This window comes from Acinetobacter sp. DSM 11652, assembly GCF_900109815.1.
GTDB lineage: Bacteria > Pseudomonadota > Gammaproteobacteria > Pseudomonadales > Moraxellaceae > Acinetobacter.
In genome coordinates, this window is sequence record NZ_FOBK01000007.1 from 119,691 (window position 1) to 146,346 (window position 26,656).

Consider the following 26,656-nt stretch of genomic DNA (forward strand, 5'->3'; position numbering starts at 1 on the left):
GCCACTTTAATCAGCTAAAGCCAAGAAAACTTCAATGGCATGCAGCGCAATTTCAGCATCTTCAAAAGATTTAGCACCTGAAACTCCCACGGCTCCCACCAATTGCCCTTGATAAATAATGGGTTCCGCACCTTCTAACATTCCCGACAATGAGTGAACAGTCAGAAAACCCAATTGCCCATCTTTGATCAGCTCTTCAAAAATTTGAGATGGGTGGCGGCTCAAAGCTGAACATTTTGCTTTTTCAGCTGACAAATTCGCAGTCATCGGAGAGGCACCATCCATGCGTTTCATTGCAAGTAAACTTCCAGTTTCATCTACAACAGAAATACTGACATTCAACTTTTTATCAATCGCATATTGTTGCGCACGCGTCAGTAAGAACTCCGCGTCTTCTAAAGTTAAATAATGTTTTAATTTCATTTCTATTTTAAGTCCGTGAATTTTATACGTGCAAAAAAGCCTACAGTATTTACACTGTAGGCTTATGTTAATAGATTTTCAAAAAAATTCTATTTTAAACGCGCAAATACATTCTTAGCTGCTTGAATAGTGAACGCAATATCTTCATCGGAATGCGCACTTGAGATAAAGCCGGCTTCAAAAGCAGAAGGCGCTAAATTTACACCTTCATCCAACATGCCATGGAAGAATTTACGGAACATTTCAACATCGCATTTCAACATTGAATCAAAGCTTGTGATGTCTTCTTGATCAGTGAAATACAATCCAAACATACCTCCAACCTGTTGAGTCTTAAATGGTATACCTGCTTCATCTGCGGCAGTCTGTAAACCAACCAATAACTTTTCGAGCTGTGCAGTTAGATTTTCATAGAAACCAGGTTGACGAAGATGTTTAAACATCTCAATACCAGCTCTCATTGCCAGTGGGTTACCTGACAAAGTTCCCGCTTGGTAAACTTTACCAAGAGGTGCAATACATTCCATCACTTCGCGCTTACCACCAAATGCGCCTACAGGAAGACCTGCACCAATAATTTTACCTAGCGTAGTTAAATCAGGTGTAACGCCGTAGTGTGCTTGAGCTCCACCTAATCCCACACGGAAACCGGTCATCACTTCATCAATAATGAATACTGAACCATGCTCATCACACACATCTCGAATGGCTTGCAAGAATCCATCAATTGGTTTAACCAAGTTCATGTTACCTGCAACAGGTTCAACAATAACACCCGCAATTTCGGAACCAAATTTAGCAAAGCATTCTTTTAAAGTCGTAATATCATTGTATGGAAGCGTCAAAGTATGTTTTGCAAAATCAGCAGGAACACCCGCTGATGTCGCCTCGCCTTCACCACTTGTGAGTAGACCAGAACCTGCTTTCACTAAAAGTGAGTCTGAGTGACCATGGTAACAGCCCTCAAACTTAACAATCTTGTCACGACCTGTATACCCACGTGCAAGACGAATCGCAGTCATTGTTGCTTCTGTCCCTGAGTTGGTCATACGTACCAATTCAATCGACGGCATAATTTCACAGATAATATCTGCCAATGTCGTTTCATGCACTGTAGGTGCACCAAAACTTAGACCATCAACAGCGGCGTCTTGAACAGCTTTAATGATCGCAGGGTGGGCGTGTCCTAAAATCATTGGCCCCCATGAACCAACATAATCTACATAGCGTTTGCCATCTACATCGTACAGGTAGGCGCCTTGAGCTTTTTCAATAAATATCGGCGTACCACCTACACCATTGAAGGCACGTACTGGTGAATTCACACCACCTGGAATATGTTTGCTGGCTTGTTTAAATAATTGTTCTTGCTTAGGAGATAAACTCATGAAAATCACTCAACTCAAAAAAGTAAAAAATTTAAGCTTGTTTAGTAAATAGCTCTGACCAATCGTAAACACGTTGACCAACGGTTGACATCGAACGACCCAATACATCGCTAATTACAGCACAAAGATCTGCTCCGGCAGCAATCACTTCAGCACCATTTTCAACCGTCAAACCACCAATCGCGCAAATAGGTACATTTAATTTTGCTTTTGCAGCTTTTAACGTTTCTAAACCAATATTGCCTGCTTCAGGTTTGGTTTCTGTCGCATAAATTGCGCCAAATGCTACATAATTTGCGCCGTCTGCGATCGCCTGTTCGGCAAGTTCAATAGAATTATTACAACTACGTCCAATTAAGACATTTTTTGGCAATCGTTCTACAGCCTCTTGGATTGAACCATCATCTTGACCAAGATGCACACCCACGCCATATTTGACTGCAGCCTCTAAATCATCATTGATGACAAAAGGAACCTTATATTGATTACACATATTCTTCATGTATTCAATTTCATAAGCTTGATCTTCTTTCACAACGTTTTTACGACGATACTGAAGTACTGCAACTTCATAAGTTGCCATCGCTCCTTCAAGCTTTGCTAATAGAAGTTCAATAGGATCATCGTTGGTGATTAAATACAAACCGCGCATAAAGAATAACTCTAGGCAAATACTAAAAATTTAAAACATTATAGGACAAAGCCTTGGAAGAACACATTGATAAAATGTAGAAATTAACAGGCTCTATTGTTGACTAAGCGTATTAAAGATATTGATTGAAATGAATTTGTGAAATTTAATCCAAGAAAATTTGACTAATCATTCGAAGCTAATTGCTGGATAGACCTTTTTGGCAAAATATGACAAAAATTGATCAAAATCGAAATTTCATCTATTTTATTTTTTTTCAAGCTCAAATTCATCCACAAGTTCTGTGGCCAACTCTTGGGATAAATATTGAGGTATAATTGAATATATTTAAAATATATAAAAGAAAAAATAGATGTTTATGAGAATTTTAATTTTATTATTAGCTAATAATTTCGCTCATGCAGAAATGATTTTTAAACATGACAAAGAAGGGTTTGTTGATCGCTCTTGGTATGAAGCTGAAAATCAAATTATTGAAAGAAAGCTTTCAGCACAAGCTCCTAGTGAAAAAATTTATGAGCTAAGACAGAGATTTAAAGTCATTGACTCAAATACGCTTGAATATATTCCATATAGTTCTTCGAAAGACACGCTTATGTACATAAAAGAAGTTTGCGAAAAAAGAGAGATGTAACCTGCGAAGGAGCCCATACCTGGCATTAGTTATAGACGAATCAGTATGAAAACACCTTTTGGCATGTCATGTACAGCAAATGATTAAGTGATATCTTTTAAAATTAAGAGGCAAACAAAATATCATTAAAAATCATAAATTTAAGTACAATAAATTATAGTAAGGACTTAGTAAATGTAATTATTGAAAAGTAAATAGCGATTCATCAAATTAAACCACTTTCAGCAATAGTTTTCTTACACGAATAAAGAAAGTCAAATTGAATTTATTAGGTTTTAAGAAAATTCAGTAAATATTTATTTTGATTTTGAAGAAATTTCCGTTGAACTCGATGGCAAAACATTACATCCGACTATCCAGTAAATAAACTTGAGAGCTGATGAATATTTGAATTATACAAACCTCTTACATGTGTAAAATATGGTTAAAGAACACTGTGTTACGCTTAAAATGCTAATATAAACTTTAAGAAAAAGATGTATTAGAGCTACGATTTTACTATGTTCTAATAAAGTTCTTATTAGAACAGCAATACACCAAACAGTCGAATAATTCAGGATCTCAACTTAATATTATTTATATCCTTACCAACATTTATAGAAGAGAAAAATGGATCAATTAAAAAAAATAAATGATGATTTGCATCAAGCCGCTATATTATTAGATAGCATTCCTAGTAAGATTCAATCAGATCCATCGCTAGAAAACAGAGAAAATATCTTACTGATAGGAAAAGCACTAAGTCATATTTTTGAACTCCAAAATAATATTTATAAAATTCGACCTGATTTAAAAAAATTGGATAATCAGAAATAATTGTGATTTATAGGATTTTTCTTAAGAAACATAACAGCTTATTTGATAGCACCAAGGTAATACTCTATTTTTAGCAGTTTTTCTAAATTTAACATTATGCAAATAGTCAGAATAATATCGTTAATTCATCTAACCGAATACGTTAATTTTTTTATTAAATACCACAATTTATAATTTGGATTCATTCATTGAATTTTAGCCTTCCCTACATATTATTCAATCATTGTTACAAAATTTCCTGTAGCTTTCTTAAAACATTTCATGACAAAAAAGCCCAGAATATTCTGAGCTTTTAAAAAAAATATATAAATTTAGCTATCAATTTTATCAAATTTACGGTCTCTAAGGCTCAAATTACCTCGTAGAATATCTGACAACATTCTCCAGTCTGAAATAAAGCTATACAACGGTTGTTTAAAGCTTGCTGGCTTATTTTTTTCAAAAACAAAATGCCCCACCCACGCGCATGCGTAGCCTGAAACTAATCCGTAGACTAAATATTTAGCTTTACGCTGACGAATCGCTTGAGTAAAAAAATAAATACCGATTGAGCTACCTGCTGCATGTAAACGACGACTCATAATGCTGCGGTGTTCAGTCAAATAAAAACGATAAAATTCTGAGTAATTCTTGATGGGTAATTGAAGTTTAGCTTCTTCTTGCGATGAAGATGGCTCTACATAAGCATTCATTTTTTTATTCCTGTCCTTTTTTGACCACCATAATTCAAAAAATTGCACTTGAAAAGCTTATCTTACAAATATTGTGATTAATCATTCATTCAAGTAAATGTAAGTGAATTGTCTAGATTGTGGTTCTAACTAAATCAGTTACAATCCCCTTTAAATTAAAAGCAATCAAATATCTTACTTCTATGAAAATGATTGATCAATTAGGAAAATCACATGCTTGAAATTGAATTAAAGTTTCAGATCCCAGAAGCTCGACGGAATGCGATTTTAAAAGCAATTGATCCAAAAAAGTCTGAACTCATTCAAATGCAAGCAAAGTACTATGACACTCCTGATCGCCTACTCTCTCAGCATGGGATAGCTATTCGACAACGTCTTGAAAATGCCAATTGGGTTCAGACCTTAAAAGCGACGAAAAGTAAAAGTCATTTACACCGTTTCGAACATAATCATGATTTAGGTAATCTTGAGGCTGCACCGAATTTAGATCTATCTATTTATTCAGATGATTCCGAAGCTTATAAGGTCTTAAATGACGCATTAAAAGGTGATTTTGACCAATTAGTCTTGCAGTTTGAAACAGACATTCAACGTACAGTCCGAGTGATTAGCTTTGAAGATGCTGAAATTGAAGTGTGTCTAGATATTGGCGTTGTACGATCAGGTGATCGAGAACATGAGATTCATGAAGTAGAGTTTGAACTCAAACAAGGAAAAGTTGAAACATTACTAGCATTTAGTTTTGAGTGGGTCAAAAAATATCAACTTTGGCTAGATGTTCGAAGTAAAGCTGAGTTTGGAAATTTATTGGTTTCAAATATAGTTGTAAGCCCAGCGCGAACTGAAAAAGAATGGATCGTTGCAAAAAAAGAAAGCGCAGAAAAAACGATTCGAATGATGATCGGTCATCATATGCAACATTTGCTGCCGAATATTGCTGCGATTTCTGCGGAAGTGGCTGAACAGGAACACATCGAACAAGCACATATTGCTTTGAACTATTTGTTTTTAAGTCTATCTATTTTTAAAGACTGGACATCAAAGAGCACAGATAAATGGGCACATCAGTTATCTGCATTTAAAAGTCATTTTGAAAACCTAAAACATTATGAGCATATGCAACACACCTTAGGTGCTATTCTGCAAAACCCTAAAACTGCTGAAATGCTCAGCAAAGATGTGCTCTACGCCCGAGAAAAATTAAACAACTTAGTCAAATCTACCCAAAACGTTCAACACTATCTTGAACTTTTGAGTTTTAGTTTAGGCAATTCTAAGAAGGTGCAAACCCAAGACCTCAAAACCTATGCTCAAAATACGCTTCAACAACAGTATAAAGTTTTACAGGAATGTCTGAATGAAGCTGATCCTTCTAACTTTGATAGTCTTGACCAATTGGCAATACATTTAAGTGAATTAAAATTCAGTTTCCCAGTCTTAACACAAATTTTTGATGTGAAAAATTTACAAAAATACGGCAAGGCGCTTAATGATGCACATTATGCAGCTGAACAATATCAAGTATTGTCTTCCTCATCATCCTACTTACAGCAAACAGAATTAGAAGCCAGTGACTGGTTCGCCTTAGGTTGGTTGACGGCAAAGCAAGAAATTTACGCTGAAAAACTTTTGGAAGCGACTGAACAATTCTTAGTAAGCCGAAAATTTATCAAGTCATAAAATTCAAGTCAGAACTTTTCGTAAGTGAGAAGTTCTGACTTAAAAATGAGCCCAAGTTTGCATCGCCATGTGTACAACGCTTTCCAATTGTTCAAAAGTAGCCCCATCACGTGCTTGTAAGCTTAGTCCTTGTAAAATCGTCATATAATAATCTGTCATTGCCTGAATATTAGTTTGTGTACTAATTTCACCTGAGGCTTGGGCAGCTAATAATTTTTCTAGTAAATTCGATTTAGATAACTGTCTTTTTTCCGAAATTGATTGTTGTATTTGTTGATTTTGAATCGAGCAGTTCATTGTCGACACGACCAACATACATCCTTTCGGTTTGTCTTTCTGCACCAGTCGTTTTAGATTTTCAATCAAATAAAGTTCCATTGCTAATTTTATGGAATGTGCATGTTTAAAAATCATTTCCATCGAGCATGATTCGTGCCTGAGATAATAGTCAATGCAACGATTAAAGAGCTCTGATTTATCACCATACGTACTATAAAGACTAGGTGCAGTGATTCCCATGGCGAATGTTAAATCACTCATTGAAGTAGCTTCATAACCGTATTTCCAAAATAGTGTCATGGCTTTTTCAAGTGCTTGTTCTTCATTAAAACACTTAGGACGTCCACGCCCCTTAGATATTGATTTGGCACTATCCATTTGATTTATTGGCTTTGAACTTTCCTGCATATTCAACCCAATTAATTTTATAATGATCATTAATAAATTAATTGACCCAGATCTTAAATTCAAATATTTTATTTTTATAACAATCATTATGAAATTATTTTCAAGGAGCGTTGGTCAATGAAATCTGAATCTCATCTGACTGAAACCGCTGTTAATTCTCCATCTCCTACAAAAAATCAAGGAAATTGGTTTGCTGTTATTACACTTTCTATCACCGCTTTTATATTAGTGACCAGTGAGTTTCTCCCTATTGGTGTGCTCAATGCAATCGCACTAGATCTCAACATTTCAGTCGGTACTGCTGGCCTGTTCATTACCCTTCCAGGCGTGATGGGTGCTTTCGCAGCACCGCTTATCTCGGTCTGGGTGAAGCAACTTGATCGACGCTATTTATTAATCGCACTCACAGCGGTCATGGTCATTGCAAATTTCATTACGAGCTATTCAGAAAGTTTCACTTGGATTCTATTGAGTCGTTTTTTCTTGGGTATCGCGATAGGCGGATTCTGGGCAACTGCAATCGCCTTAAGTGGTCGTGTTGCACCTCCTCACCTACCCATCGCCAAAGCAACAGCTATCGTCATGGCTGGCGTGACTCTGGCAACTGTGCTGGGTGTTCCGGTTGGAACATGGCTAAGTGAAATTTACGGTTGGCGTAATGCTTTTATGATCACCTCAGTGATTGGTGCCATTATTCTGTTATTTGAGATTAAATTCCTACCGAAATTACCGCCGACTTCAGCTATTCAATATAGCGATCTACCCGCATTGTTTCGAGATCCCAAAGCTCGTAAAGGCTTAATCATTGTTTTATTTATCGGATTAGCGCATTTTTCAACGTACAGTTACTTGGCGCCATTCTATAAAAATGAAGCAGGATTTGATGGTTCAACCATCAGTTCATTGCTTCTTATTTATGGAGCAGCAGGCTTCGTAGGCAATGCATTCTCCGGTTATAGCAGCAATATCAATGTCCGCTATACGCTTTTTGCTGTTGCATTGTGTTTAGCGATCGTATTCCTTACATTCCCGGTTTATGCCAAATTCTTAACTGGTGCATATATTCTTACAGCATTATGGGGTTTTGCTTTTGGTGCCTTTCCTACGACAGCCAATATTTGGATGTTTTTACATGCGCCACATGCGGTTGAAAAAGGGATGCCTCTTTTTGTCAGTATGTTCCAAATCATGATTGCAGCAGGCGCATTATTTGGTGGTTTTATGGTAGATCACTTCAATACCAGTACCTTAATTTACAGTGTATTGATTTTTATCTCTTTAGCTGTAATTGCTGTATTCACTCATAGTCGAGGATTGAATAATCCTAAAGCTCAGCAATGTACATCAATTAATTGAGTTGAGTTGAGTTGAGTTGAGTTGAGTTGAGTTGAGTTGAGTTGAGTGTAATTTTTTACGCTCAATTCTTAAATAATTCTATGAAATATAAACTCATTTCGTTTAGTGAAATCAATTTAAGAAATTAACGCGCTAAATTCTCAACCATCATTCAAATCGATCAATGCACCAATTCGGTGACATTTGCACAAAAATGATGAATTTTTTCATGAAAAATCCGTTAATCACTCCTCCATATTATTAATTATACCTAAATTATATATTTATCATTATTTATTAGTTGGCATACAAAATGCATTCATTATGATGAGTCTATCGTTTAACGCTAGTTATTCGATTTACTTGAAAATAAAATCAAACATGAATGGTGAATACAATGAATAATTCAAATCCAACAACTTTAAAAGAACTTACATTAGATGAAATTGAAGCAGTATCTGGTGCAGGTTTAGTGACTAATTTGCTTGGTACTGTCGGCTCTCTTGTAGGATTAAAAGATCCTTTAGTGAAAATTGGCACTGGCGTAAATGAAACACTTAATGGAACAATTGATTCATTAGGATTAGGTGTATTAAAAGGCGTTGTAGACACGCTGGTTTAATTTAAAAAAAATTCCTATGATCAATAGATTTTTTAATCTTTCAAATCACTCATCAAAAGGCTCATGAATGAGCCTTTTGATTGATATCCTACAAGATTTTGAACTAGAATGCTCTATACATGGATTGTTCAGCAATACAATAATTTTCCTCTATTTATGGCATCTAAGTTCGGGGTTAATGTGAATTCTTCCGATGAGAAGCTTACTCAACCATAAGATTGGTAAATTCTGCTGCTAAACTTATATACATTCATCCCTAAAAATACACATCAAAAGCTGAACTTTTCTCACTTTGATTAAGTCATTATTTTAAAAAGTAGCAATTTCATACTCGATAATTTTCATTATATTGATTAATTAAATATTTAATTTTTAAAGGTGCGAACTTGAAGACAATTGGTTTATTAGGTGGAATGAGTTGGGAGTCGACTGATTTGTACTATCAACAAATCAATAAGATGGTTCAAACGAAACTTGGCAAGTTACACTCTGCTAAGGTTATTCTTATTAGCGTTGATTTCGCTGAAATTGAGGAGTTACAACGCAAAGGATTATGGGAAGATGCAGGAATCTATTTAAGAGATCAAGCCATACAATTAGAAAAAGCAGGTGCAGATGGCATAGTACTTTGTACAAATACAATGCACAAAGTAGCAACTTATATTGAGGAATCAACCAACATACCATTTATTCATATAGCAGATGCGACAGCCATGGAAATCATGAGCCAGAAAATTACAAAAATTGGGCTGCTTGGTACTGCATTTACGATGGAACAAGATTTTTATAAAAGCAGATTGGAGGAAAAAGGACTTAAAGTAATTACACCTAATAAAGCGAGTAGAAAAATTGTTCATGATATTATTTACAACGAATTATGTTTAGGCATAATTAGCGAAGCTTCGCAAAAGAAATATATTCATATTGTCGAAGAATTAATATCTTCTGGCGCTGAAGGAATCATTTTAGGATGCACTGAGATTTGTATGCTTATAGGAGATCTAAAATTCTCAGTCCCTCTATTTGATACAACTTCTATTCATGCGCAAGCAGCTGTAGATTTTGTATTATCATAAATATTTCATAGCATAAAAATCATTCAGATCATGCTAAAAAATATTTAACTGACATCAAAATCGATCATCAAGTACATGAATCGTTGCTCAAGACTAAATTTAATCAAATAAATACATATTTTAAAAAACGCTTTTTTTGATTGATATTCATGCCACAACAATCATCATTTAATCCTCATCGATAGAATTTAGAATGATGTTGAAATCAATAATTTCATCTGCGATTTCTGTCGCCATACGTTCATGAGAAATCATAATGACCGTTTCAACTCGCTCTTGAATAATTTTTAAAATTTTCGAACTTGTTTTCTCATCTAAGGCTGCTGTAGGTTCATCTAAGATCAAAAGCTCTGGTTTTTTTAATAATGCACGAATGATGTTTAATCGTTGTTTTTCACCACCAGAGAAGTTTTTATAAATTTCTTGTATATCATCGTCTAACTCAATTTGATTTTTTTCCAGCAAATGGAGTAAATCGAACTCTTTTAGCCAATGTTTAAGCTCCTCATCAGAATATTTGATCTCAGTATTTTGAATCAAATTTTGTCTTAATGAGCTTGAATAAACGATCGGAGTTTGGCTGACCACAGCAATCTGATCAAATATCTTTTCTGAAAATACTGAAGTGATCTCTAAATTTCTAAAGAATAGTCGTCCAGATTTGATCTTTTCTATTCCCACCAAATAATTGAGGAAACTTGATTTTCCAATACCTGTTCGACCTTGAATTAAATATATTTTTCCACACACGATGTCTAAATTAAAATTTTCAATCGTCTGCTGACCTAGATCAAATGTCACATTTTGAAACGAATACGCCACCGCACTTTCTTTCTGTTCCTCAGCTGTTAGATCATTCGTACTGAATGACTCATGTTCCAATTCAAAATATTCTAGGTACTGATCAATAGCCACAATATGACCTTTCAAATGAATGATATTTTGAGACATCATCATTAAAGGAATGGTTAAACCTATAATATAGGTACTGACTAAAACAAAATCACCTGAACTAAAACTTTGATATTCAAACATATAGACTGATAAAACCATGAATACCAAAAGAAAAAATGACACAAATAACAGTTGATATATCATGAGATACTGAAGTTTTTTATAGGTATCCTGAGTCTTTATTTTATAGTCATCGATTCTGCGGCTAAACTCTTCAAATTCGTAATATTTCGAATGACTGAGTTTGATATCATAACTTTGTTGGAGTTTTTCAATCACAAATTGATTCAGTTGATTTCGAGCACCATACATAATCGTAAAGATATCTTGTGTCTTAAAGGTAATGATGAGCGATAAAGCAACTGTACAAGCTGAGAATACGAAAAAATACACACCAAATTCAAGATTGATCGTATTTCCGAGCACATACACCATACCTAAGATTTTAAATACTGTAGGAACAATAACAAAAAATATAGTAAAAATAATTGTACCAAGTGCTTCGCTGCCACGAATTAAATTTGCATTAAATACACCGATATGTTGTTGACGTTGATCTTTTAATTTCAAATCTAGAAAATTAAATACACCAGCTTTAAGCATGGATGCATCAACATTTCTGATCATCATAGACATGGCAAAATTATTTACATTCTTCATCCCTTCATTGATAAACCAAGCGAGTGCATAAGCTACGGCGAATAAATAGAGCAGATGAATTTGAAAAAAGTCTTGAATCGAATAGTAATGATCAGGCTCACTGGTCTGGTCAATCAGCAGCTTAAACAAATACGGTAAACCAACACTCGTACCAATAATTAAAATTTGAAGTATGGCTAAAACGAAGAATACACTTAATCCATTTTCATCATGTTGACGGAATAACATCCACGCCTTTTTAAATTGTTTAATCTTTTCAGTCATCATTTTTTAAATTAGTTATTTTTTGTGATGACTATTTTAAACAATACTAATCAATAAGTTTGGATATTGATCGTAGAAGCTTTGTACTTATAAAGTAGCTAATCATTGATTCTAATGTCTAAAAACTAAGTTCAATCAGCTCAACTAACGATATTTACCATAAATACGCCACGTGTTGTTATCCGCCAATGGATCGCTATATGAGTCATTTCGTTGCTTACGTGGTTTATCGCGAGCATCAACCAACTCGAAATGAGGCTCAACACTTAAGACAATACCATTTACATAAAAACGTGTTCTCGTATATTCACTTTGCCCATGCTGAAATACATAAGTTCTTAAATCTATAAATTCGCGATGCGCAACTAATGCAGCAGTGTCATCATGATCCAACCAACGACTCATTGCCAAAACTTGTTCAGGTTCAAACTGTCCACACTTCTCTAATACACTAGCAATACCACGAAAAGTCTTTGATTCCTTTGCACGTGTTTTGTTAATGCGAATTCGGTCTACATGAAAATAAAACAGCGGTAAATTTAGATGACTCGGTAAATGAATGGCATCTAAAACCTCATCTTCCATAAAAGGTTGAAATAAATCTTGTGCCCTTTCGATTAGACCTGTCCACTGCTGGTAATAAGCAGCTACTTGCTCTTTGCTTCCATAATAAATGGGAAGACCTTCGACATTCGCAAGATCAACAGGTGGCCAAATATTCTGTCTCAGTAACGCAATATCACTTTTTAAACTTTGAACTGCGATAGCATCTTGCATAGAAAAGCTCATAAAAAAATTACTTAGGCTATTTTTAGATTAAGTGAAAGGTTTAGTTTATGCAAGCCTTTGCCTATAATAGTGCTTGAATTAAGTTATTTATTAGGAACAATTCATGGTTCAAAAGATTCAAGCGACTGATGTCACTGAAGAAGAAGCATTGAATGCGATTTTCTTCGAACGTGCTGATGAATTTATTAAGCAAGCCAATGAATTTTGCCGTGTTGAAAAAGGTTCTACTGTTAAACCAGCCGATGCTCGTGGTCAAGTCAGTGCTGCGATGCTATTTGGTACTGCTCGTTTTAATACATGGGTTGCTGCCAATAACTTTAAAGACGGCAATGAAATGCGTGATGCTAAAGAACAAGTGATGTCTTATATCATGCAACAGTTTCATATGATGCTTGAAGATAATTATGACGAATACTGCGAACAGTTTGAGAACTACCTTCGCTTCCGTCGTAATGAAGAGTTTCATGCAAATAAACATGACCACGAACATTAAATAGATTTGCATTGTGTGCATTGGGCCTCCTTTAGGGGGCTTTTTTAATGCTTAAACTCTAATATTCAAACGAAAATGCAATTCAAAAATTGATCAATTTCTCGTATGTTATTCTTATTGATGACTCAACTAAGGATAGCGATGAATCAACTCAACTTTCCCATCGTCGATGCTCATATCCATCAATGGGATCCTTATCACACACCGCATGCTGCCGCTTTAGCTGTTAAGCTTTTTGGAAAACATCCAAGAATATTGGATAAAGTCGTTCGTCTCGTAAAACCTAAAGATTTAATTGATACAGTAGGACTTACAGATTACATCACAGCACCCTATTTACCAGCGGATTACCACAAAGACATTGGACATTATACTGTGAGCCGTGTTGTACATGTCGAAGCCAGCTGGCATCATCAAAAAGGGACTGGCGTTGTAGAAGAAACGCAATTTATTCAGCAGCTTCCTTTTTCTCAAGAAAACATCAAATTGGCTGGAATCGTTGCAACAGCTGATCCTCGCGAAAGCAATTTCAAAAAAATTCTTAAAATGCATAAAAAGGCATCTCCATATTTTCGTGGTATCCGAAAAATGGCTGCACATCATGAAGATCCTGGAATTCATGCATGGAACGACGACCCCCACCTCTACACTGATCGAAAATTTTTAAAAGGTTTTGAAGCATTAGCCCAGTACAATTTAAGCTTCGATGCTTGGGTTTATTCTAGCCAGCTTAAAGATGTTATTGCTTTGGCAAAACGTTTTCCTGAGACTTCGATTGTCTTAGACCATTTGGGCACACCAGCAGGTTTATTCGGCCCAGTAGGGAAACACACAGGAATTACCCAAACTGCGCGAGACAATATCTATTTCCACTGGAAAGAAGATCTTGCAGAATTAGCTCAATGTCCGAATGTATATACAAAAATGTCTGGACTGTTCATGCCAGTTTTGGGTCATCAATTTCATACACGACGAACACTAGCATCTAAACAACAAATCATTGAATTGGTCTCTCCTATGATTAATCATGCTTTACAATGTTTTGGACCTTATCGTGTCATGTTTGCATCCAACTTTCCGATGGATAAAGTGAGCACATCACTTACAAATATCATTGATGCCTTTAGCGACATAGTCGCTGCCTATAATTCAGAAGTTGTTGAACAGATATTTTGTAAAAATGCGCAGCAATTTTATAAGCTTTGAAAAAAAGGCTCATTCACGATCGAATGAGCCTTTTTGAATCGTACATTGTGGTTCTAAGTTTTAGGCTTAGAAATCATTTCAGGTTGTGGTTTACCGTACTGATCTGCCATAACTTCAACCAAAAACTCAGGCTTAATATATTTTTTGATCACTGCATCTATATCTTTCTTCGTCAGTTTTGCAAATGCCTGATCTCGCTCTAGTCTTGAAAGCTGTGTTTTATTTTGTTCAAGCTGGCTGTTCAATCCACGATGAATACGGCGCTCATCCTCTAAATTCGTGACACGCTGTTTCATAATATTGGCTTTAGCCGCTTCAAGCTCTTGCTCCGTCACACCATTCTTTAATAAGTCAGTGAATACTTTATGCACACCTTGAGAAACTTGAGCTGATTTTCCAGCTGCATAATTAGCATTTACACCTATAGCACCAGCATTGATAAAATTATCCAAACTCAAACTACTTCCAAAGCTGTAAACCAACGCATTTTTTTCACGTAACTCCATGGCAAGGCGTGATGATAATTGTGACTCGCCTAGAATATGGCTCAACACATATAATGCTTCTGCATCAGGATGATTATTACCCACTGGAATGGCAATAACCGCTTGATAATTACCAAATTGACGCTGTTCAGCCAGCGCATGAACTTTTTGAGCAGGATAATCTATATGACTGCCCTGCAAACGGTGGTATGGTTCTTTTGTCTTAGACTGGCCTAAAGATGAATTCAAATATTTCAGAAGGGCTTTGTCATCAAAATCACCAGTCACCGATATTTGACCATTTTGAGTTGTAAAATACTTTTGGTACAAAGCTTTAATTTGATCATTGGTGATGGTTTCAATTTGCTGCTTTGCTAGCTCAGGTTCAAAATGATATCGCAAATCACCTGGTTCATATCGCTCTACGATTCTAGCGATAGTCAGTCCTGCAACAGTTTCAGGCTCTGTATATGGTCGATTTAATGACGATAATGTTTGCGATTTGATGAGGTCAAACTGACTTTGCTCAAATTTCGGATTATTCATAACGTCGACAATAAACTTGAAGAATTCTGGAAATTTTTCTTTCTTCGCAGATACGTTAATCACAATACCATTATCAACAGCTGAAGCAGATGCTCGACCACCCGCCTCGATTGATTTGTCTGCAATATCTTGCAGGCTATACTGCTCAGATGCTCTCAATAGCAAATAAGACATAAAGCCTAGTGCTTCACCTTGATGCTTGAGTGATTGTGCTGTCCCGAAATTTAAAGATATCGATGCGTAAGTTTTGTCATCGCGTGTTGACGTTGGGAATAGTGCATAATGCATCCCATTTTTCAAAATACCACGCTTGATTTTTTTTTCTAACTTTTCAACATACTGTTTGGAATTTTTTAAGTGCTCAGCCACTTCAGCCTTATACACAGTTGGGTCTTTTAAAGGCTCTTCTTGAGTTGTCACTTGATCTAAAGTTTTTGAATCTTGCTCATTAGCGTCTAGCTCGAGTGCCTTTTTTTGATCCTCAGGCGTAGGTTGTATGTCTCCCGAAATGCGATGCTCAGCAACCAAGAATTGATTTATTGCTTGATTAACTTGATCGACATTTAAACTTTGTATCTCTGCTTGATCTTTAAAATATTTTGCCCAATCCCCATTGGATGAAACCACATAATCACTAATGAAACCGCCCACAGAAGAAGCATTGGTCATCATGCTCTCTTGACCATTTTTAATCATGTTTTTGACACGATTTAATTCTGTTTCATTAAATTGATGCTTTTTCTCAATTCCTTTCTCTAGAGAAAGGGCAACTTTTTTCTCGTCGTGATTAGGAGCATACACTGCCCCCATAAAAACAAGATTAAAATCTGGTGTTAACCATGTCGTCGATTGAACCTGTGTAGCCGTACCTGTTTCTACAATATCTTTGTACAAATGACCACTAGGTTGCATTGTAAATAAATAAGGTGCTAAAGCGAGTGCAGTCTGTGTTTTTTGCTGGGTGCCATTGAGATAAATATTGTATTTGCCTAAATCACTTCCCTTTTGCACGATAAATTGACGATCTTTGATCTTGGTCGAATCAAGCATTGGAACTTGGGTTGACTCAGGAATTTGACGCGCAGGAATTTGATTAAAATTTTTATCCACTGCTTTCAGGATATCCGCTTTATTAAATTTACCTGCAATCACTAGAACTGCATTATTCGGTGCATACCATTGTCGGTAAAATTGATTCAGTTCCTTCATGTTGATTGACTGAAGCTCAGTTAAATCACCAATCGGTAGACGACCTAGATACTGATTTCCGTAAGCAGATTTCCAAATTTGATCCATCAATACTGAAAAAGGTTGATCCATTCGAACCTCACGCTCTCGTTTTACGATTGCGATTTCTGACGGAACAAATTTTTCCTGAAGTACGAGCTTATCCATTCGCTCTGCCTCCAGATACAACATTTCATCAATGGCTTTTTGTTCTGGACGGATGACACTCATATACTGGGTAGAATAGTAGTCAGTCATCGCATTACTCATGAGCGTATGCTGATCTAGACGACGTTGAAACTCATCTCCTTTTACATTTTCTGTGCCTTTAAACGCGAGATGCTCAAGTAAATGTGCTAAACCACCTTTACCTTGTGGGTCATTCAAAGCTCCCGTTAAATACACCATATTCATAAAAATTTTATTTTCTTTAGGTATCGGTGCCAAAATCACCCGTAAACCATTTTCTAGTTTGTATTCTTCAATATTTTGTTCAGTCTTGACCAAAACAGGTTGTGCTAAACCGCTAGAACTGACCGCAACGATCATTAAAGTAAGTGAAAGTTTTTTAAAACGAGTTAGCATTGTTCTTCCAATTATTGATATAAAAAAAATTGATCACACGCCTGACAAGGGTATGATCAATAGGGTTTATGCTTTAAAGGTAAATTTCAGCTTTCATATAAAGTTTGGCATAGCCAGAAATTTCAATTCTTTGATTCTCTTTAAGTTGGCAATACAACACGCCACCTCGTTCTGAGCTTTGAAAAGCAATAAGTTCTGTTTTATTCAATTTCTCAGCCCACAAGGGTGCTAATCCTGTATGCATAGAACCTGTTACAGGATCTTCATTGATGCCTTTATGTGGTGCAAAATAACGTGCCACATAATCATATTGTTCTGATGCTGCAGTTATAGCAATATCAGGATGATCGGATGCTGTAATACAAGTACTAACCTCATATGCTTCAGCAATTGCATTAATATTGGCAAAATTAGGTTTGGCATCAAGCACATCTTGTTCACTTTCCAAGACTAAAATATAAGCTTGTTGATTTAGATAAATTTCCTTGATTGGACGATCAACCACTTCTTTTAATAACTCAGGAAACTCTTCAGTTAAATGAGGGATTCGAACAGGGAAATTCATTGTAATTTTTCCATCATCTTGTCGAGTGATGGTAAAAATTCCTAAATCTTTGACATGAAATTTAATTTTTTTCGCTTGAGTATACTCATTAAAAAGTACATAACTGCTCGCTAAAGTGGCATGACCACAAAAATCGACTTCAACTTTAGGTGTAAACCAACGGATTTCATAATTTTCATCATCAATAATTTTAACAAAAGCCGTTTCAGCCAAATTATTTTCAAATGCAATATTTTGCATGAGTGATGTATCAAGCCATTCTTCACTGACCACTACAGCTGCAGGATTCCCCTTAAACAACGCTGTAGTAAAGGCATCAACTTGATACATTTTCATAAATACACCCTAATATTTCCAAACTTCTAATTGAGAATAATAATCTTTTATCATTTCAAATCATAGATTAATTTCACTCTTGACTATAAATTATTGCTTCACAAAGATTCGTTCATAAACTGTATATTTCTAATGATCTTCCATAAAAAAACCCTCACATGAGGGTCTTTTGCTATTTACGCTTTTTGAGCGCTTTCTTTAAATCTTTTAACTTAGATTCATGCTTAGAAATTTTCTTAAGTCTCGATTTAATTTGATCTTTTAAATCTTTAATTTTTAACTTGGACTTATTCGCCATATCTTATCTTCCTCATGTCATTCACTTGAAATCGTTAATAATTGGGTTTACTGACAAGAATGGGCATTCATCCCTAAATTCCCATTCAATTTATGATTAATGGATTAACGATTTTGTTGATCTAAATCAGATTGCTGTTGTGATTGTTGACGGGACTGTTGCTGATTCTGCTGCTGTTGATCTTGTTGCTGTTGCTGCTGATTCGGTTGTTGTTGATGTGGCTGTTGACCTTGTTGACGTTGTTGGTGATTTTGTTGCTGTTGGTCATTTTGATCTTGATTGTATTGATTACTCATTTCATATCTCCATGATTATCAGATTTTGATACTGATCTTGAATTCTTTTTCACTTGAATGAATTAGACCAGTACAAATAACCATAACCCTTTTGCATGAAACTGCGAGCATAGAGCTGTATCAAAATACTGCATCGTAACTTTCATTCTGTAAGCTATATAAATTTCAGAGGATTAAAATTGATACATGTTACGAGGCTTACAAGGCTCTCTCATTTGTTTACTTGTATTAACGAGACTTATTCCTTTAGTTTTAAATATGGATATGGATTTGTAGCACCACTCGTTAAATAAATCCCATAATGTAAATGTGGAGGTGTATTGATCGCATTGCCAGTATTTCCCACATATCCTAATACTTCACCGACTTCAACCCAGTCACCTTCTTGGATGTGTGCTGCATATTCATCTAAATGTGCATAGTAATGGCGACTTAACTGAGGTCCTACCACCCAGACGACTTTACCTCCCAAACTATTTGTGCCGATACGACTTACAATACCTTGTGTTGCACTCAATACAGGCGTACCTCGTTTGGCAAAAATATCAATTCCTTGATGTGTACGACCATTTGAACGTGCCGCCCCCCAAGTATCTGCTATTTGAGTTACTTTGACTCCTTCAACGGGTATCGCCAACGGCTCTGTCAACGCTTGCTGTTGAAGTTTCCAGTACAAATATGGATATTGTATTCCTGCTGTTTCGCCTGAAGTTGGGGGCTGACAAGCAGTAAGCATCCAACTGATTGCAATGAGTAATCCAATAATCCTTTTTTTCATATACAACCCAACATCTTAAATTGAGTTAAATTTTAGCGTCTGATCGACGTTTGCATTGTATTGATTAAATTAAAAGCACCTGTCAGAAACCAATAAAAGCCTGCTTATACTGATTAAATCGTCAGAATTACATATTTTTTTTGATCAATACGATACTTTCTTTTTTGAATCACGCATAATAGTCACCAATTCCCCTATTTATTTTGTTTGACTTCATTGATCGAATCCTCAGATCAATTCAGGATGTTCATAAATTCTTGATAAGTCAGACCTTTCACTATTTGCACATTATTGAAGTTTTTATATGAAAATCGTCATTCTCAATAAACCTTATGGCGTTCTCTCCCAGTTTCGTAAAGACGAAGCGCATATGACAATGTCTGATTTCGTTGACGATCCGACTTTACGTCTTGCTGGACGTCTAGACATGGACTCTGAAGGTCTAGTGTTTTTAACCGACCATGGTGGTTTAAATCAGTACATTACCAACCCTGCCAATAAGAAATTTAAAACTTATTTGGTTCAAGTTGATGGTGATGTGACTGAAGAAGCTTTAGAACAGCTTCGTAAAGGTGTAGAGCTTAAAGACGGTATGACTCTACCCGCAAAAGCTGTAAAAGTTGAACAGCCAGAGTGGTTGTGGGATCGTGATCCTCCTGTTCGTTTCCGTGCTTCTGTACCTACTTCTTGGGTTGAAATTTCGATTTGCGAAGGTCGTAACCGCCAAGTTCGACGTATGACTGCAGCAGTAGGTTTCCCAACTTTACGTCTTATTCGCACTAAAATTGGATCAATAGACTTAGTACAGATGGGTCTTGAATCTGGCGAAACTAGAGAAATTGAACCATTACTTTATCCTGACTTTCAAAATGTTCCTGCAGAAGAGCCATACCGCTCACGCTCTTATGTGAAGAAACCGGGCGGTACAGGTGGCAAGCCGATTAATAAGAAAGTCAATAAAGATGGTACTAAGAAAAAATCGGGTACTAAACGTATTTGGCAAATGGAAGAACATGAGAAACCACGTCGTAAGACCAATGGTACTACTCGCCCAAATACAAAAGCTCCACGTGGACGCGCACGCTAAGCTCAAGCTATTGTATAAAAAAGTAAAAAGGATGCGATTGCATCCTTTTTTTATACATAAATTAACTTAAATAATCTCTCATTTTAAGTACACTTTTTCGATTATTTGCTTATTGTGTAGTTGATACTTATGAAAAAATTTACGCTTGCTCTTTCAGGTTTTGCATTTTCAACATTCACTTTGGCAAATCCTTTAAGTGTTCATGTGCTTAATCAAGAAACTGGTTTTCCGTCTTCTAATATTGCAGTTACACTTGAAGCGCAGCAGGGTGAAAAATGGGTAAAGCTCAACGAAGCTAAAACGGATGAAAATGGTCGTATCAAGGCTCTATATCCAGCCGAAACTGATCTTCAAAAAGGTGTTTACAGAGTAACTTTTAAAACTGGCGACTGGTTTAAAGCAAACAACAAGCGTACTTTTTTTCCAGAAGTGCCAGTGGTTTTTTTGATTGATGGTAGTTTAGATCATTACCATATTCCGTTGTTATTAAGTTCATATGGTTATTCAACCTATCGAGGGAACTAATGTTTTTTTTGTTGATCATTTATGACACAAATTTAGCTCACATTATGTGAGCTTTTTTATTTCTTTATTAATTTTAAAAGTTTAATTATCCTATTCAAAAGAATAAGGATTTCTTATGAACATAAAAAAAGCTTTCCTAAAGGCTATTACGCTGCTTTTATTTTATCAATTCTTTACTACTTCTTTTATGCATTGAATGAAAACAAGTTATCTCACTATTGTGATAACTATATTTGTCTTGAAATCTTATCTTTAGCTGAATTTCTTGGGATAATCACAGCTTGGATCAGCCTATATTTCGTACTGAAGTCCCTAGAATCATGGAAAGATGCCTATAAATTCCATAGAGCAATTGAAACTTTATCCAAGTTTGAAGAACTCAAGATTATTTCAAATCAATATCACACCATCTTATACCAATTAAAAAAACTCACTCATCCGCGCTAAAGGTTATGAATTACACAACTCATTTAATTTAGAAGAGCAAATTTATGAAGATAAATTCAATAATCTGTATTACTACGACAAATTAATAAATCTTCAACAGTGGCTCAATCAAGAAAAAAATGTGAACAAGCATAAAAATTTTAAAGAAGTTTTAAGAACTTTTGAAACTGCTATAGATTATGCTCATAGACTTGTTTCAGAAGCTCATTTGAGTGAGGTAAATTATGGTCAAAATTACGCCTCAGATAGCGACATAAACAGAAGAAAAGAATCTATAAAAAAAGTTCAAATTGCTTTTGAAAAATACTCAAAAGACAAAACAATATTTGAAAAGCGTTTGGAAGATCTAAGACGAGAACTGGAGTTATGAAAAACCCATAGCTAAGCATGGGTTTTTCATGAATTTTCTAATCTAAGCAAATTAAGCTTTAAGCCATTTCTCAACTTTAGATTGATCGGAAACCTTAAGATCTACTTCAGTGAGTTCACTACCACCTGCATGAACTTCAAATTGCATTAATTCATCACGACGGAAAGCATGCACATTAAAAGTACCTTCCAATTTTGCATACTTATCGAGTTGCTTAGTGGTCGCCTTTAAACCATCAACTGCGATGATAATATCATGAGCAGAAAGCCCAGCTTTAACACCAGCGCCATCACGACGAGCAGACTGAATTAATACACCTTCAGGTTTATCTACAAGTTTTAAACCAAATGGTAAAGATTTATCATGCTTTAAAACATAGTCTAAGCCAAATTCAGGGAACAACTGATCAAGCGGTAACTCATCCGTGGTATTAATCAAATGGTTAATTTGTTCAGACCAATCATCACCTGTTAATTCTTGGCATAGTTCATAGATGGTACGTTCATGAACCTGTATACCCTGTTGCGCATTTTCATACAGCTTACGCATCAATGCATCAAGACTTGAACCTCTTAAACGTAAACCTAAATCTAGACACAGCGCTACTAAGCAACCCTTGTTATAGTAACTTGTGCCAGCATTGTTAGAGTTTTCGTCTTGACGATAGAATTTGACCCATGCATCAAAACTTGACTCTGCAACAGTTTGAACAAAACGACCTGGATTTTGCAAATAACGATCGATCTGCGCCTTTAACAACTTCAAGTAAGATTCCTGAGAAATCACACCACTACGAAGTAGAATTAAATCATCATAGTAGGACGTAAAGCCTTCAAAAATCCATAACAAAGAGGTATAGCCTTCTTTGTCTAAATCATAATTCACAAAATTTTCAGGGCGAATATATTTCACCAACCATGAATGAAAATATTCATGGCTACATAAACCTAAGAAACGCTGATATTCAGCGGAAGGTTCAACAGGCTCATTGGACTTAGGTAGATCATCACGTGGAGAAATCAAACTGGTTGAGTTCGGGTGCTCTAAACCACCATAACTGTTACCCGTCGCGATGGTCATAAAAGTGTAGTTTTCAAATGGTGCTGAACCAAACATGGATATTTCTGTCGCACAGATTTTCTCAATGTCTTGTTTCATACGTTGGACATTCATCGCATGTTTGCCAGAAACCACAAACTCATGTGGAATACCATTTGCTTCAAAAGCAAAACGAGTTTGATCTGCAAGCTCAAATGGTGCATCAATCAATTCAGCGTAGTTTTTTGCCTTAAGGGTATAGCGACCACGCACTAAACTTTTAGATGCCAATCCTGTAGCGAGTTGGAAATGTTTCAATTCATCTGGCAAAAATAACTCAACTTCTACCGCTTTATCTTCTTGTCCTTCTAAACCTAAACATGCACAAGCAGGATTCACATATAAGCGTGTTTCATCAACATAAGCACCACGTACTGAGAGGTCGTATGCATAGACGTCGTACTCAACCGTAATCAGCTCAAAATCAGTATTAAATAACTGCCACTTATTTTTTTCATTTTTACGAATCTTGAGTATTCGACCATCTTCATCATAGGCACGAACAGACTCAATATGTTTTGAAAACTCTCGAATGAGATAACTTCCTGGAATCCAAGTTGGCAAGCTCAATACTTGAGTTGGTTGAGCAACGAAACGAACAGTAACGTGAATGAGATGCTGACGAAAGTCGTCAAATTCGATCTGATAATGCAACATAATGTCTTAATTGAGAAACTATAGAACCAACTTGTATTTAGATTAGCATTTTTTTACTTGGAGTTGCGCGATTCGTATTAATTGTCTACAAATCTGACTAGAGTTTCAGAAAAAAAAGGCATAGCATGCGGTGTGCTTGATGATCTATGCCATTGGATTGGCTTATATAGGTAAACCCGTTGAAACTCTACTCTGCTCTACTCATAATTTTTAGTTTTTTTATTGTAAATATCACGCATGCTTCCTTGTTCGAAGTTGCACCAGAAAGTTTAGAAGCTGAAGCATGGACTGTCTTAGATCCACAATCAGGTCAAGTCATTACTGAACACAATAGCCATGTCCAACGTGCACCAGCTTCGTTAACCAAAATGATGGTGGCATACATCGTTCTGAAAGACATTCAAGCAGGTAAAATTAACAAAAATGAAGTTATTACTGCCACACCAGTCGTCAATGTAGTTCAATGGGATGAGTCTCAGATGTATCTGAAGCCGACTCAACAAATTACGATTGATCAGCTTTTAGCAGGCTTAATTATCATGTCTGCCAACGATGCTGCTGTCACATTGGCTGAACGAATTTCAGGATCAGTGCCTGCATTTGTTCAACGCATGAATCAAGAAGCCAAAGCACTTGGCATGAAAGATACAAACTTTGCCAATCCTGCGGGCATTACAATGGATATGCACTATTCAACAGCGCATGATTTAGCCGTGCTCGCACAAGCACTCACCAATGAAACACCCGATTACCTTGACTACTCGAAACAGCAAAGTTTTACTTACAATCAGCATTTTCACCGTGCAACGAATATCTTACTAAAACAAGATGCTACTGTTGATGGTTTAAAAACAGGGTTTACTCGTGCTGCAGGCTATAACCTTGCACTTACAGCCAACCGACCAACTCAACAATTTGAGCTCAATCAAAGAAGACTTATTGTTGTGGTACTCGGTGCTCAAAGTGGCTTCAAACGCGCTGAAATCGCACATCAGCTTTTAAACCTATCCTATGCTTATACACGCAATGAAATTGCAATTAAAAATAAGCAACTAATTGCTGAACTCCCTGTAGTCGCATCTACCTTAAAAATGTTCAGAGTCGAAACTAAAAAGCCAAGTATCGTGACGACCTCTTTGTATAACGCGAATCAAATGATTGATATGCGTAATTTTGACAATCAAACTCATCGTTTGATTCAAACAGATGCTTTTGGATTCACTTCAGCTCTTGAGCCTTTACAGCAAACTCAAACGCATATGAACGTCGAGCTACTAACACAATCATTAACCGCACCTATTGCGCAAATTCAGCAGTTGGCACGTATTCATATCTATCAAAATAATCGACTCATTCAAACGGTATTGATTGAGGATGAACTTCAAATTGATGAAGCATCATGGTTTGAAAGTATTTTGAATTGGTTTAAACAATTATTTAGTTTCGGATCTAGCAGTGCAAATCAAGCAAAAATCTATCCTTTAAACTGATTGCAGTTTTTTTTATTGTAAATCTGTAACTTGTAATACAAAAAGAACAATTCTTTTAAAAAAGAGATGGCATATTAGCCCCATCTCTTTTTTATTTATGACGCTATAAAAATAGGAATATTAAATGTCGAATCTTCATCATATTGTGATTGTGGGTGGTGGTGCTGGTGGCTTAGAACTAGCAACACAACTGGGTGACACGCTGGGCAAATCTAAAAAAGCAAAAATTACATTAGTTGACCAAAAGCTTACACATATTTGGAAACCACTTTTACATGAAATTGCAGCAGGTACGTTAAGCCCTAGTGATGAAGAAACAAACTATTTTGGTCATGCTGCGAAGCATCATTATGAGTTTGTATTGGGTAAATTCGAAAAATTAGATCGTGAAGCCAAGACCATTCAATTGCTCAAACCTGTTGCATCGACCTATGACCAATCGACTGATCATTTAACGCTAAGTTATGACACTCTTATTCTAGCGGTTGGTTCGGTTTCCAATGATTTTAATACTTCAGGTGTGCAAGAACATTGTCACTATTTAGATAATTCAAAACAGGCCGAACAGTTCCAGCAGCATCTACTTCATCTTTATATCGAAGCTCAAAATAACAATGACCATCGTGAGCTGCATATTGGCATTATAGGTGCAGGTGCAACTGGCGTTGAGCTTGCAGCTGAATTAGTTCAAGCCAAACAAAACTTCTTTAAATACGGTCTTAATAAAATTGACCCTAAAAACGTCAAAATTTCGTTAATCGAAGGCGCTGATCGTATTTTACCGGCTCTTTCTGAAAAAATGTCAGACCACAGCACTAAGCAGCTTAAGCGCATGAATGTGGATATTTTAACGTCTAAGCGTGTCGAAAAAGTGGATGCTGATCAAATTTACTTTAATGATGGAAGTTCAATTCCAGCACAATTAAAAATTTGGGCTGCAGGCATTAAAACTCCAGCAGTGATTCAAAACCTAGAAGGCTTCGAAAAAGATCGTATGGGTCGCTTACACGTATTTGCAACACTCCAAACAAAAGCAGATCCGAATGTTTTTGCTTTCGGTGATTGCGCATACTGTATTTTAGATGCCCGTGAAACAGCTTTAGGACCGCGTGCGCAAGTTGCAAGTCAACAGGCTGCTTTCCTCGTTGATGCAATGAAAGCGCGAATTTCAGGAAGATCACAACCGATGTTCAATTTTTCTGACAAAGGTTCACTTGTGTCTTTAAGTGAGAATAAAGCAGTCGGCGAATTACTAGGTCAGGTCAATGTTCAAGGATTTGTGGCGAAGTCGATGTATGTATCTCTTTACCGACTGCATCAAGCCACGATTTATGGTTATGCACAGGCAGGGTTACTCACAGCCAAAGATTTTGTGACCAGAAAAATAGCACCTAAAATCAAATTGCATTGAAAAATCTAAAAGACGCCCCAATGTAATATTTAAGCGTTATAAATTATCGAAACTGCATTTTTTTTAGAAAATTGTCTACAAAAA

At 36.1% G+C, this 26,656-nt stretch carries 26 protein-coding genes; 13 read left to right on the top strand and 13 right to left on the bottom strand.

Going from position 1 to position 26,656, the window contains the following annotated elements:
• Nucleotides 1-6: 6 nt before the first annotated feature.
• The 3 genes from BMW42_RS08645 to thiE form a co-directional block, all read right to left on the bottom strand.
• The gene (locus BMW42_RS08645) at nt 7-423 is read right to left on the bottom strand and encodes a GlcG/HbpS family heme-binding protein (protein WP_035267160.1); all 417 of its coding nucleotides are present in this window, start codon (nt 421-423) and stop codon (nt 7-9) included.
• A gap of 89 nt (nt 424-512) precedes the next feature.
• Nucleotides 513-1,811 carry a glutamate-1-semialdehyde 2,1-aminomutase gene (gene hemL / locus BMW42_RS08650; RefSeq protein WP_092767107.1) on the bottom strand — a complete coding sequence of 433 codons (1,299 nt, stop codon included), beginning with the start codon at nt 1,809-1,811 and terminating at the stop codon, nt 513-515.
• A 31-nt stretch (nt 1,812-1,842) separates the two neighbouring features.
• A complete protein-coding gene (gene thiE / locus BMW42_RS08655; RefSeq protein ID WP_092767109.1) occupies nt 1,843-2,463 on the bottom strand; it encodes a thiamine phosphate synthase in 621 nt (206 codons plus the stop codon).
• A gap of 352 nt (nt 2,464-2,815) precedes the next feature.
• On the opposite strand from thiE, the gene BMW42_RS08660 reads away from it, so the two are divergent.
• Nucleotides 2,816-3,097 carry a hypothetical protein gene (locus BMW42_RS08660; protein ID WP_092767111.1) on the top strand — a complete coding sequence of 94 codons (282 nt, stop codon included), beginning with the start codon at nt 2,816-2,818 and terminating at the stop codon, nt 3,095-3,097.
• Nucleotides 3,098-3,706: 609 nt separating this feature from the next.
• Nucleotides 3,707-3,913 carry a hypothetical protein gene (locus BMW42_RS08665; protein WP_092767113.1) on the top strand — a complete coding sequence of 69 codons (207 nt, stop codon included), beginning with the start codon at nt 3,707-3,709 and terminating at the stop codon, nt 3,911-3,913.
• 311 nt (nt 3,914-4,224) lie between these two features.
• Here BMW42_RS08665 and BMW42_RS08670 read toward each other — a convergent pair whose 3' ends face one another.
• Nucleotides 4,225-4,605 carry a DUF962 domain-containing protein gene (locus tag BMW42_RS08670; protein ID WP_092767115.1) on the bottom strand — a complete coding sequence of 127 codons (381 nt, stop codon included), beginning with the start codon at nt 4,603-4,605 and terminating at the stop codon, nt 4,225-4,227.
• Nucleotides 4,606-4,818: 213 nt separating this feature from the next.
• On the opposite strand from BMW42_RS08670, the gene BMW42_RS08675 reads away from it, so the two are divergent.
• Nucleotides 4,819-6,285: a CYTH domain-containing protein gene (locus BMW42_RS08675; protein WP_092767117.1), complete on the top strand. Its 1,467-nt coding sequence runs from the start codon at nt 4,819-4,821 to the stop codon at nt 6,283-6,285.
• Between the two features lie 39 nt (nt 6,286-6,324).
• On the opposite strand, the gene BMW42_RS08680 is transcribed toward BMW42_RS08675, so the two are convergent.
• Nucleotides 6,325-6,972 carry a TetR/AcrR family transcriptional regulator gene (locus BMW42_RS08680; RefSeq protein ID WP_092767205.1) on the bottom strand — a complete coding sequence of 216 codons (648 nt, stop codon included), beginning with the start codon at nt 6,970-6,972 and terminating at the stop codon, nt 6,325-6,327.
• Nucleotides 6,973-7,089: 117 nt separating this feature from the next.
• Here BMW42_RS08680 and BMW42_RS08685 point away from each other — a divergent pair, with 117 nt between their 5' ends.
• The 3 genes from BMW42_RS08685 (at nt 7,090) to BMW42_RS08695 (ending at nt 10,005) form a co-directional block, all read left to right on the top strand.
• Nucleotides 7,090-8,328: an MFS transporter gene (locus BMW42_RS08685; RefSeq protein ID WP_092767119.1), complete on the top strand. Its 1,239-nt coding sequence runs from the start codon at nt 7,090-7,092 to the stop codon at nt 8,326-8,328.
• A 376-nt stretch (nt 8,329-8,704) separates the two neighbouring features.
• Nucleotides 8,705-8,929 carry a hypothetical protein gene (locus BMW42_RS08690; RefSeq protein ID WP_092767121.1) on the top strand — a complete coding sequence of 75 codons (225 nt, stop codon included), beginning with the start codon at nt 8,705-8,707 and terminating at the stop codon, nt 8,927-8,929.
• 386 nt (nt 8,930-9,315) lie between these two features.
• A complete protein-coding gene (locus tag BMW42_RS08695) occupies nt 9,316-10,005 on the top strand; it encodes an aspartate/glutamate racemase family protein (RefSeq protein WP_092767123.1) in 690 nt (229 codons plus the stop codon).
• 168 nt (nt 10,006-10,173) lie between these two features.
• Here the strand turns inward: BMW42_RS08695 and BMW42_RS08700 are convergent, their stop codons facing one another.
• The gene (locus BMW42_RS08700; RefSeq protein WP_171260700.1) at nt 10,174-11,883 is read right to left on the bottom strand and encodes an ATP-binding cassette domain-containing protein; all 1,710 of its coding nucleotides are present in this window, start codon (nt 11,881-11,883) and stop codon (nt 10,174-10,176) included.
• A 144-nt stretch (nt 11,884-12,027) separates the two neighbouring features.
• Complete coding sequence (locus tag BMW42_RS08705) at nt 12,028-12,660, bottom strand: hypothetical protein (protein ID WP_035268706.1); 633 nt, start codon at nt 12,658-12,660, stop codon at nt 12,028-12,030.
• Between the two features lie 115 nt (nt 12,661-12,775).
• Here BMW42_RS08705 and BMW42_RS08710 point away from each other — a divergent pair, with 115 nt between their 5' ends.
• Both BMW42_RS08710 and BMW42_RS08715 read left to right on the top strand, forming a co-directional pair.
• Nucleotides 12,776-13,165, top strand: a complete 390-nt coding sequence (locus BMW42_RS08710) for a DUF3144 domain-containing protein (RefSeq protein WP_092767127.1) — start codon at nt 12,776-12,778, stop codon at nt 13,163-13,165.
• Nucleotides 13,166-13,306: 141 nt separating this feature from the next.
• Nucleotides 13,307-14,371, top strand: coding sequence for an amidohydrolase family protein (locus BMW42_RS08715; RefSeq protein WP_092767129.1), 1,065 nt, complete (start codon nt 13,307-13,309; stop codon nt 14,369-14,371).
• A gap of 53 nt (nt 14,372-14,424) precedes the next feature.
• On the opposite strand, the gene BMW42_RS08720 is transcribed toward BMW42_RS08715, so the two are convergent.
• From BMW42_RS08720 to BMW42_RS08735, 5 genes are all read right to left on the bottom strand, one after another.
• On the bottom strand, nt 14,425-17,214 hold the full coding sequence (locus BMW42_RS08720) for a M16 family metallopeptidase (RefSeq protein WP_092767131.1): 2,790 nt from the start codon (nt 17,212-17,214) through the stop codon (nt 14,425-14,427).
• Between the two features lie 73 nt (nt 17,215-17,287).
• Nucleotides 17,288-18,115 carry a PhzF family phenazine biosynthesis protein gene (locus BMW42_RS08725; protein ID WP_092767133.1) on the bottom strand — a complete coding sequence of 276 codons (828 nt, stop codon included), beginning with the start codon at nt 18,113-18,115 and terminating at the stop codon, nt 17,288-17,290.
• A 172-nt stretch (nt 18,116-18,287) separates the two neighbouring features.
• Nucleotides 18,288-18,413, bottom strand: a complete 126-nt coding sequence (locus BMW42_RS14930) for a hypothetical protein (RefSeq protein WP_257219857.1) — start codon at nt 18,411-18,413, stop codon at nt 18,288-18,290.
• A gap of 104 nt (nt 18,414-18,517) precedes the next feature.
• Nucleotides 18,518-18,709, bottom strand: coding sequence for a hypothetical protein (locus BMW42_RS08730; RefSeq protein ID WP_092767135.1), 192 nt, complete (start codon nt 18,707-18,709; stop codon nt 18,518-18,520).
• A gap of 238 nt (nt 18,710-18,947) precedes the next feature.
• The gene (locus BMW42_RS08735) at nt 18,948-19,487 is read right to left on the bottom strand and encodes a M23 family metallopeptidase (protein WP_092767137.1); all 540 of its coding nucleotides are present in this window, start codon (nt 19,485-19,487) and stop codon (nt 18,948-18,950) included.
• 304 nt (nt 19,488-19,791) lie between these two features.
• Between BMW42_RS08735 and BMW42_RS08740 the strand changes: the two genes are divergently transcribed.
• The 3 genes from BMW42_RS08740 to BMW42_RS08750 all read left to right on the top strand — a co-directional run bounded on the left by BMW42_RS08740 (nt 19,792) and on the right by BMW42_RS08750 (nt 21,916).
• On the top strand, nt 19,792-20,574 hold the full coding sequence (locus BMW42_RS08740; protein ID WP_035268720.1) for an rRNA large subunit pseudouridine synthase E: 783 nt from the start codon (nt 19,792-19,794) through the stop codon (nt 20,572-20,574).
• Nucleotides 20,575-20,703: 129 nt separating this feature from the next.
• Complete coding sequence (gene uraH, locus BMW42_RS08745; RefSeq protein WP_092767140.1) at nt 20,704-21,099, top strand: hydroxyisourate hydrolase; 396 nt, start codon at nt 20,704-20,706, stop codon at nt 21,097-21,099.
• A gap of 568 nt (nt 21,100-21,667) precedes the next feature.
• Complete coding sequence (locus BMW42_RS08750) at nt 21,668-21,916, top strand: hypothetical protein (protein WP_092767142.1); 249 nt, start codon at nt 21,668-21,670, stop codon at nt 21,914-21,916.
• Between the two features lie 51 nt (nt 21,917-21,967).
• Here the strand turns inward: BMW42_RS08750 and BMW42_RS08755 are convergent, their stop codons facing one another.
• Complete coding sequence (locus BMW42_RS08755) at nt 21,968-23,671, bottom strand: M61 family metallopeptidase (protein ID WP_092767144.1); 1,704 nt, start codon at nt 23,669-23,671, stop codon at nt 21,968-21,970.
• Between the two features lie 179 nt (nt 23,672-23,850).
• Between BMW42_RS08755 and BMW42_RS08760 the strand changes: the two genes are divergently transcribed.
• Together BMW42_RS08760 and BMW42_RS08765 are read left to right on the top strand one after the other, a co-directional pair.
• On the top strand, nt 23,851-25,161 hold the full coding sequence (locus tag BMW42_RS08760; RefSeq protein WP_092767146.1) for a D-alanyl-D-alanine carboxypeptidase family protein: 1,311 nt from the start codon (nt 23,851-23,853) through the stop codon (nt 25,159-25,161).
• 124 nt (nt 25,162-25,285) lie between these two features.
• Nucleotides 25,286-26,572 (top strand): NAD(P)/FAD-dependent oxidoreductase, encoded by a 1,287-nt coding sequence (locus BMW42_RS08765; protein ID WP_092767149.1) that lies wholly within the window; start codon nt 25,286-25,288, stop codon nt 26,570-26,572.
• The last annotated feature ends 84 nt before the right edge of the window (nt 26,573-26,656 follow it).

Coding starts and splice junctions, on each gene's coding strand:
- BMW42_RS08755 (WP_092767144.1), bottom strand. CDS start 23,671: ATGTTGCATTATCAGATCGAATTTGACGACTTTCGTCAGCATCTCATT.
- BMW42_RS08705 (WP_035268706.1), bottom strand. CDS start 12,660: ATGCAAGATGCTATCGCAGTTCAAAGTTTAAAAAGTGATATTGCGTTA.
- BMW42_RS08725 (WP_092767133.1), bottom strand. CDS start 18,115: ATGAAAATGTATCAAGTTGATGCCTTTACTACAGCGTTGTTTAAGGGG.
- BMW42_RS08715 (WP_092767129.1), top strand. CDS start 13,307: ATGAATCAACTCAACTTTCCCATCGTCGATGCTCATATCCATCAATGG.
- BMW42_RS14930 (WP_257219857.1), bottom strand. CDS start 18,413: ATGGCGAATAAGTCCAAGTTAAAAATTAAAGATTTAAAAGATCAAATT.
- BMW42_RS08645 (WP_035267160.1), bottom strand. CDS start 423: ATGAAATTAAAACATTATTTAACTTTAGAAGACGCGGAGTTCTTACTG.
- uraH (WP_092767140.1), top strand. CDS start 20,704: ATGAAAAAATTTACGCTTGCTCTTTCAGGTTTTGCATTTTCAACATTC.
- BMW42_RS08680 (WP_092767205.1), bottom strand. CDS start 6,972: ATGCAGGAAAGTTCAAAGCCAATAAATCAAATGGATAGTGCCAAATCA.
- BMW42_RS08700 (WP_171260700.1), bottom strand. CDS start 11,883: ATGACTGAAAAGATTAAACAATTTAAAAAGGCGTGGATGTTATTCCGT.
- BMW42_RS08730 (WP_092767135.1), bottom strand. CDS start 18,709: ATGAGTAATCAATACAATCAAGATCAAAATGACCAACAGCAACAAAAT.
- BMW42_RS08670 (WP_092767115.1), bottom strand. CDS start 4,605: ATGAATGCTTATGTAGAGCCATCTTCATCGCAAGAAGAAGCTAAACTT.
- BMW42_RS08690 (WP_092767121.1), top strand. CDS start 8,705: ATGAATAATTCAAATCCAACAACTTTAAAAGAACTTACATTAGATGAA.
- BMW42_RS08735 (WP_092767137.1), bottom strand. CDS start 19,487: ATGAAAAAAAGGATTATTGGATTACTCATTGCAATCAGTTGGATGCTT.
- thiE (WP_092767109.1), bottom strand. CDS start 2,463: ATGCGCGGTTTGTATTTAATCACCAACGATGATCCTATTGAACTTCTA.
- BMW42_RS08710 (WP_092767127.1), top strand. CDS start 12,776: ATGGTTCAAAAGATTCAAGCGACTGATGTCACTGAAGAAGAAGCATTG.
- BMW42_RS08685 (WP_092767119.1), top strand. CDS start 7,090: ATGAAATCTGAATCTCATCTGACTGAAACCGCTGTTAATTCTCCATCT.
- BMW42_RS08720 (WP_092767131.1), bottom strand. CDS start 17,214: ATGCTAACTCGTTTTAAAAAACTTTCACTTACTTTAATGATCGTTGCG.
- BMW42_RS08675 (WP_092767117.1), top strand. CDS start 4,819: ATGCTTGAAATTGAATTAAAGTTTCAGATCCCAGAAGCTCGACGGAAT.
- BMW42_RS08660 (WP_092767111.1), top strand. CDS start 2,816: ATGTTTATGAGAATTTTAATTTTATTATTAGCTAATAATTTCGCTCAT.
- BMW42_RS08740 (WP_035268720.1), top strand. CDS start 19,792: ATGAAAATCGTCATTCTCAATAAACCTTATGGCGTTCTCTCCCAGTTT.
- BMW42_RS08665 (WP_092767113.1), top strand. CDS start 3,707: ATGGATCAATTAAAAAAAATAAATGATGATTTGCATCAAGCCGCTATA.
- BMW42_RS08765 (WP_092767149.1), top strand. CDS start 25,286: ATGTCGAATCTTCATCATATTGTGATTGTGGGTGGTGGTGCTGGTGGC.
- hemL (WP_092767107.1), bottom strand. CDS start 1,811: ATGAGTTTATCTCCTAAGCAAGAACAATTATTTAAACAAGCCAGCAAA.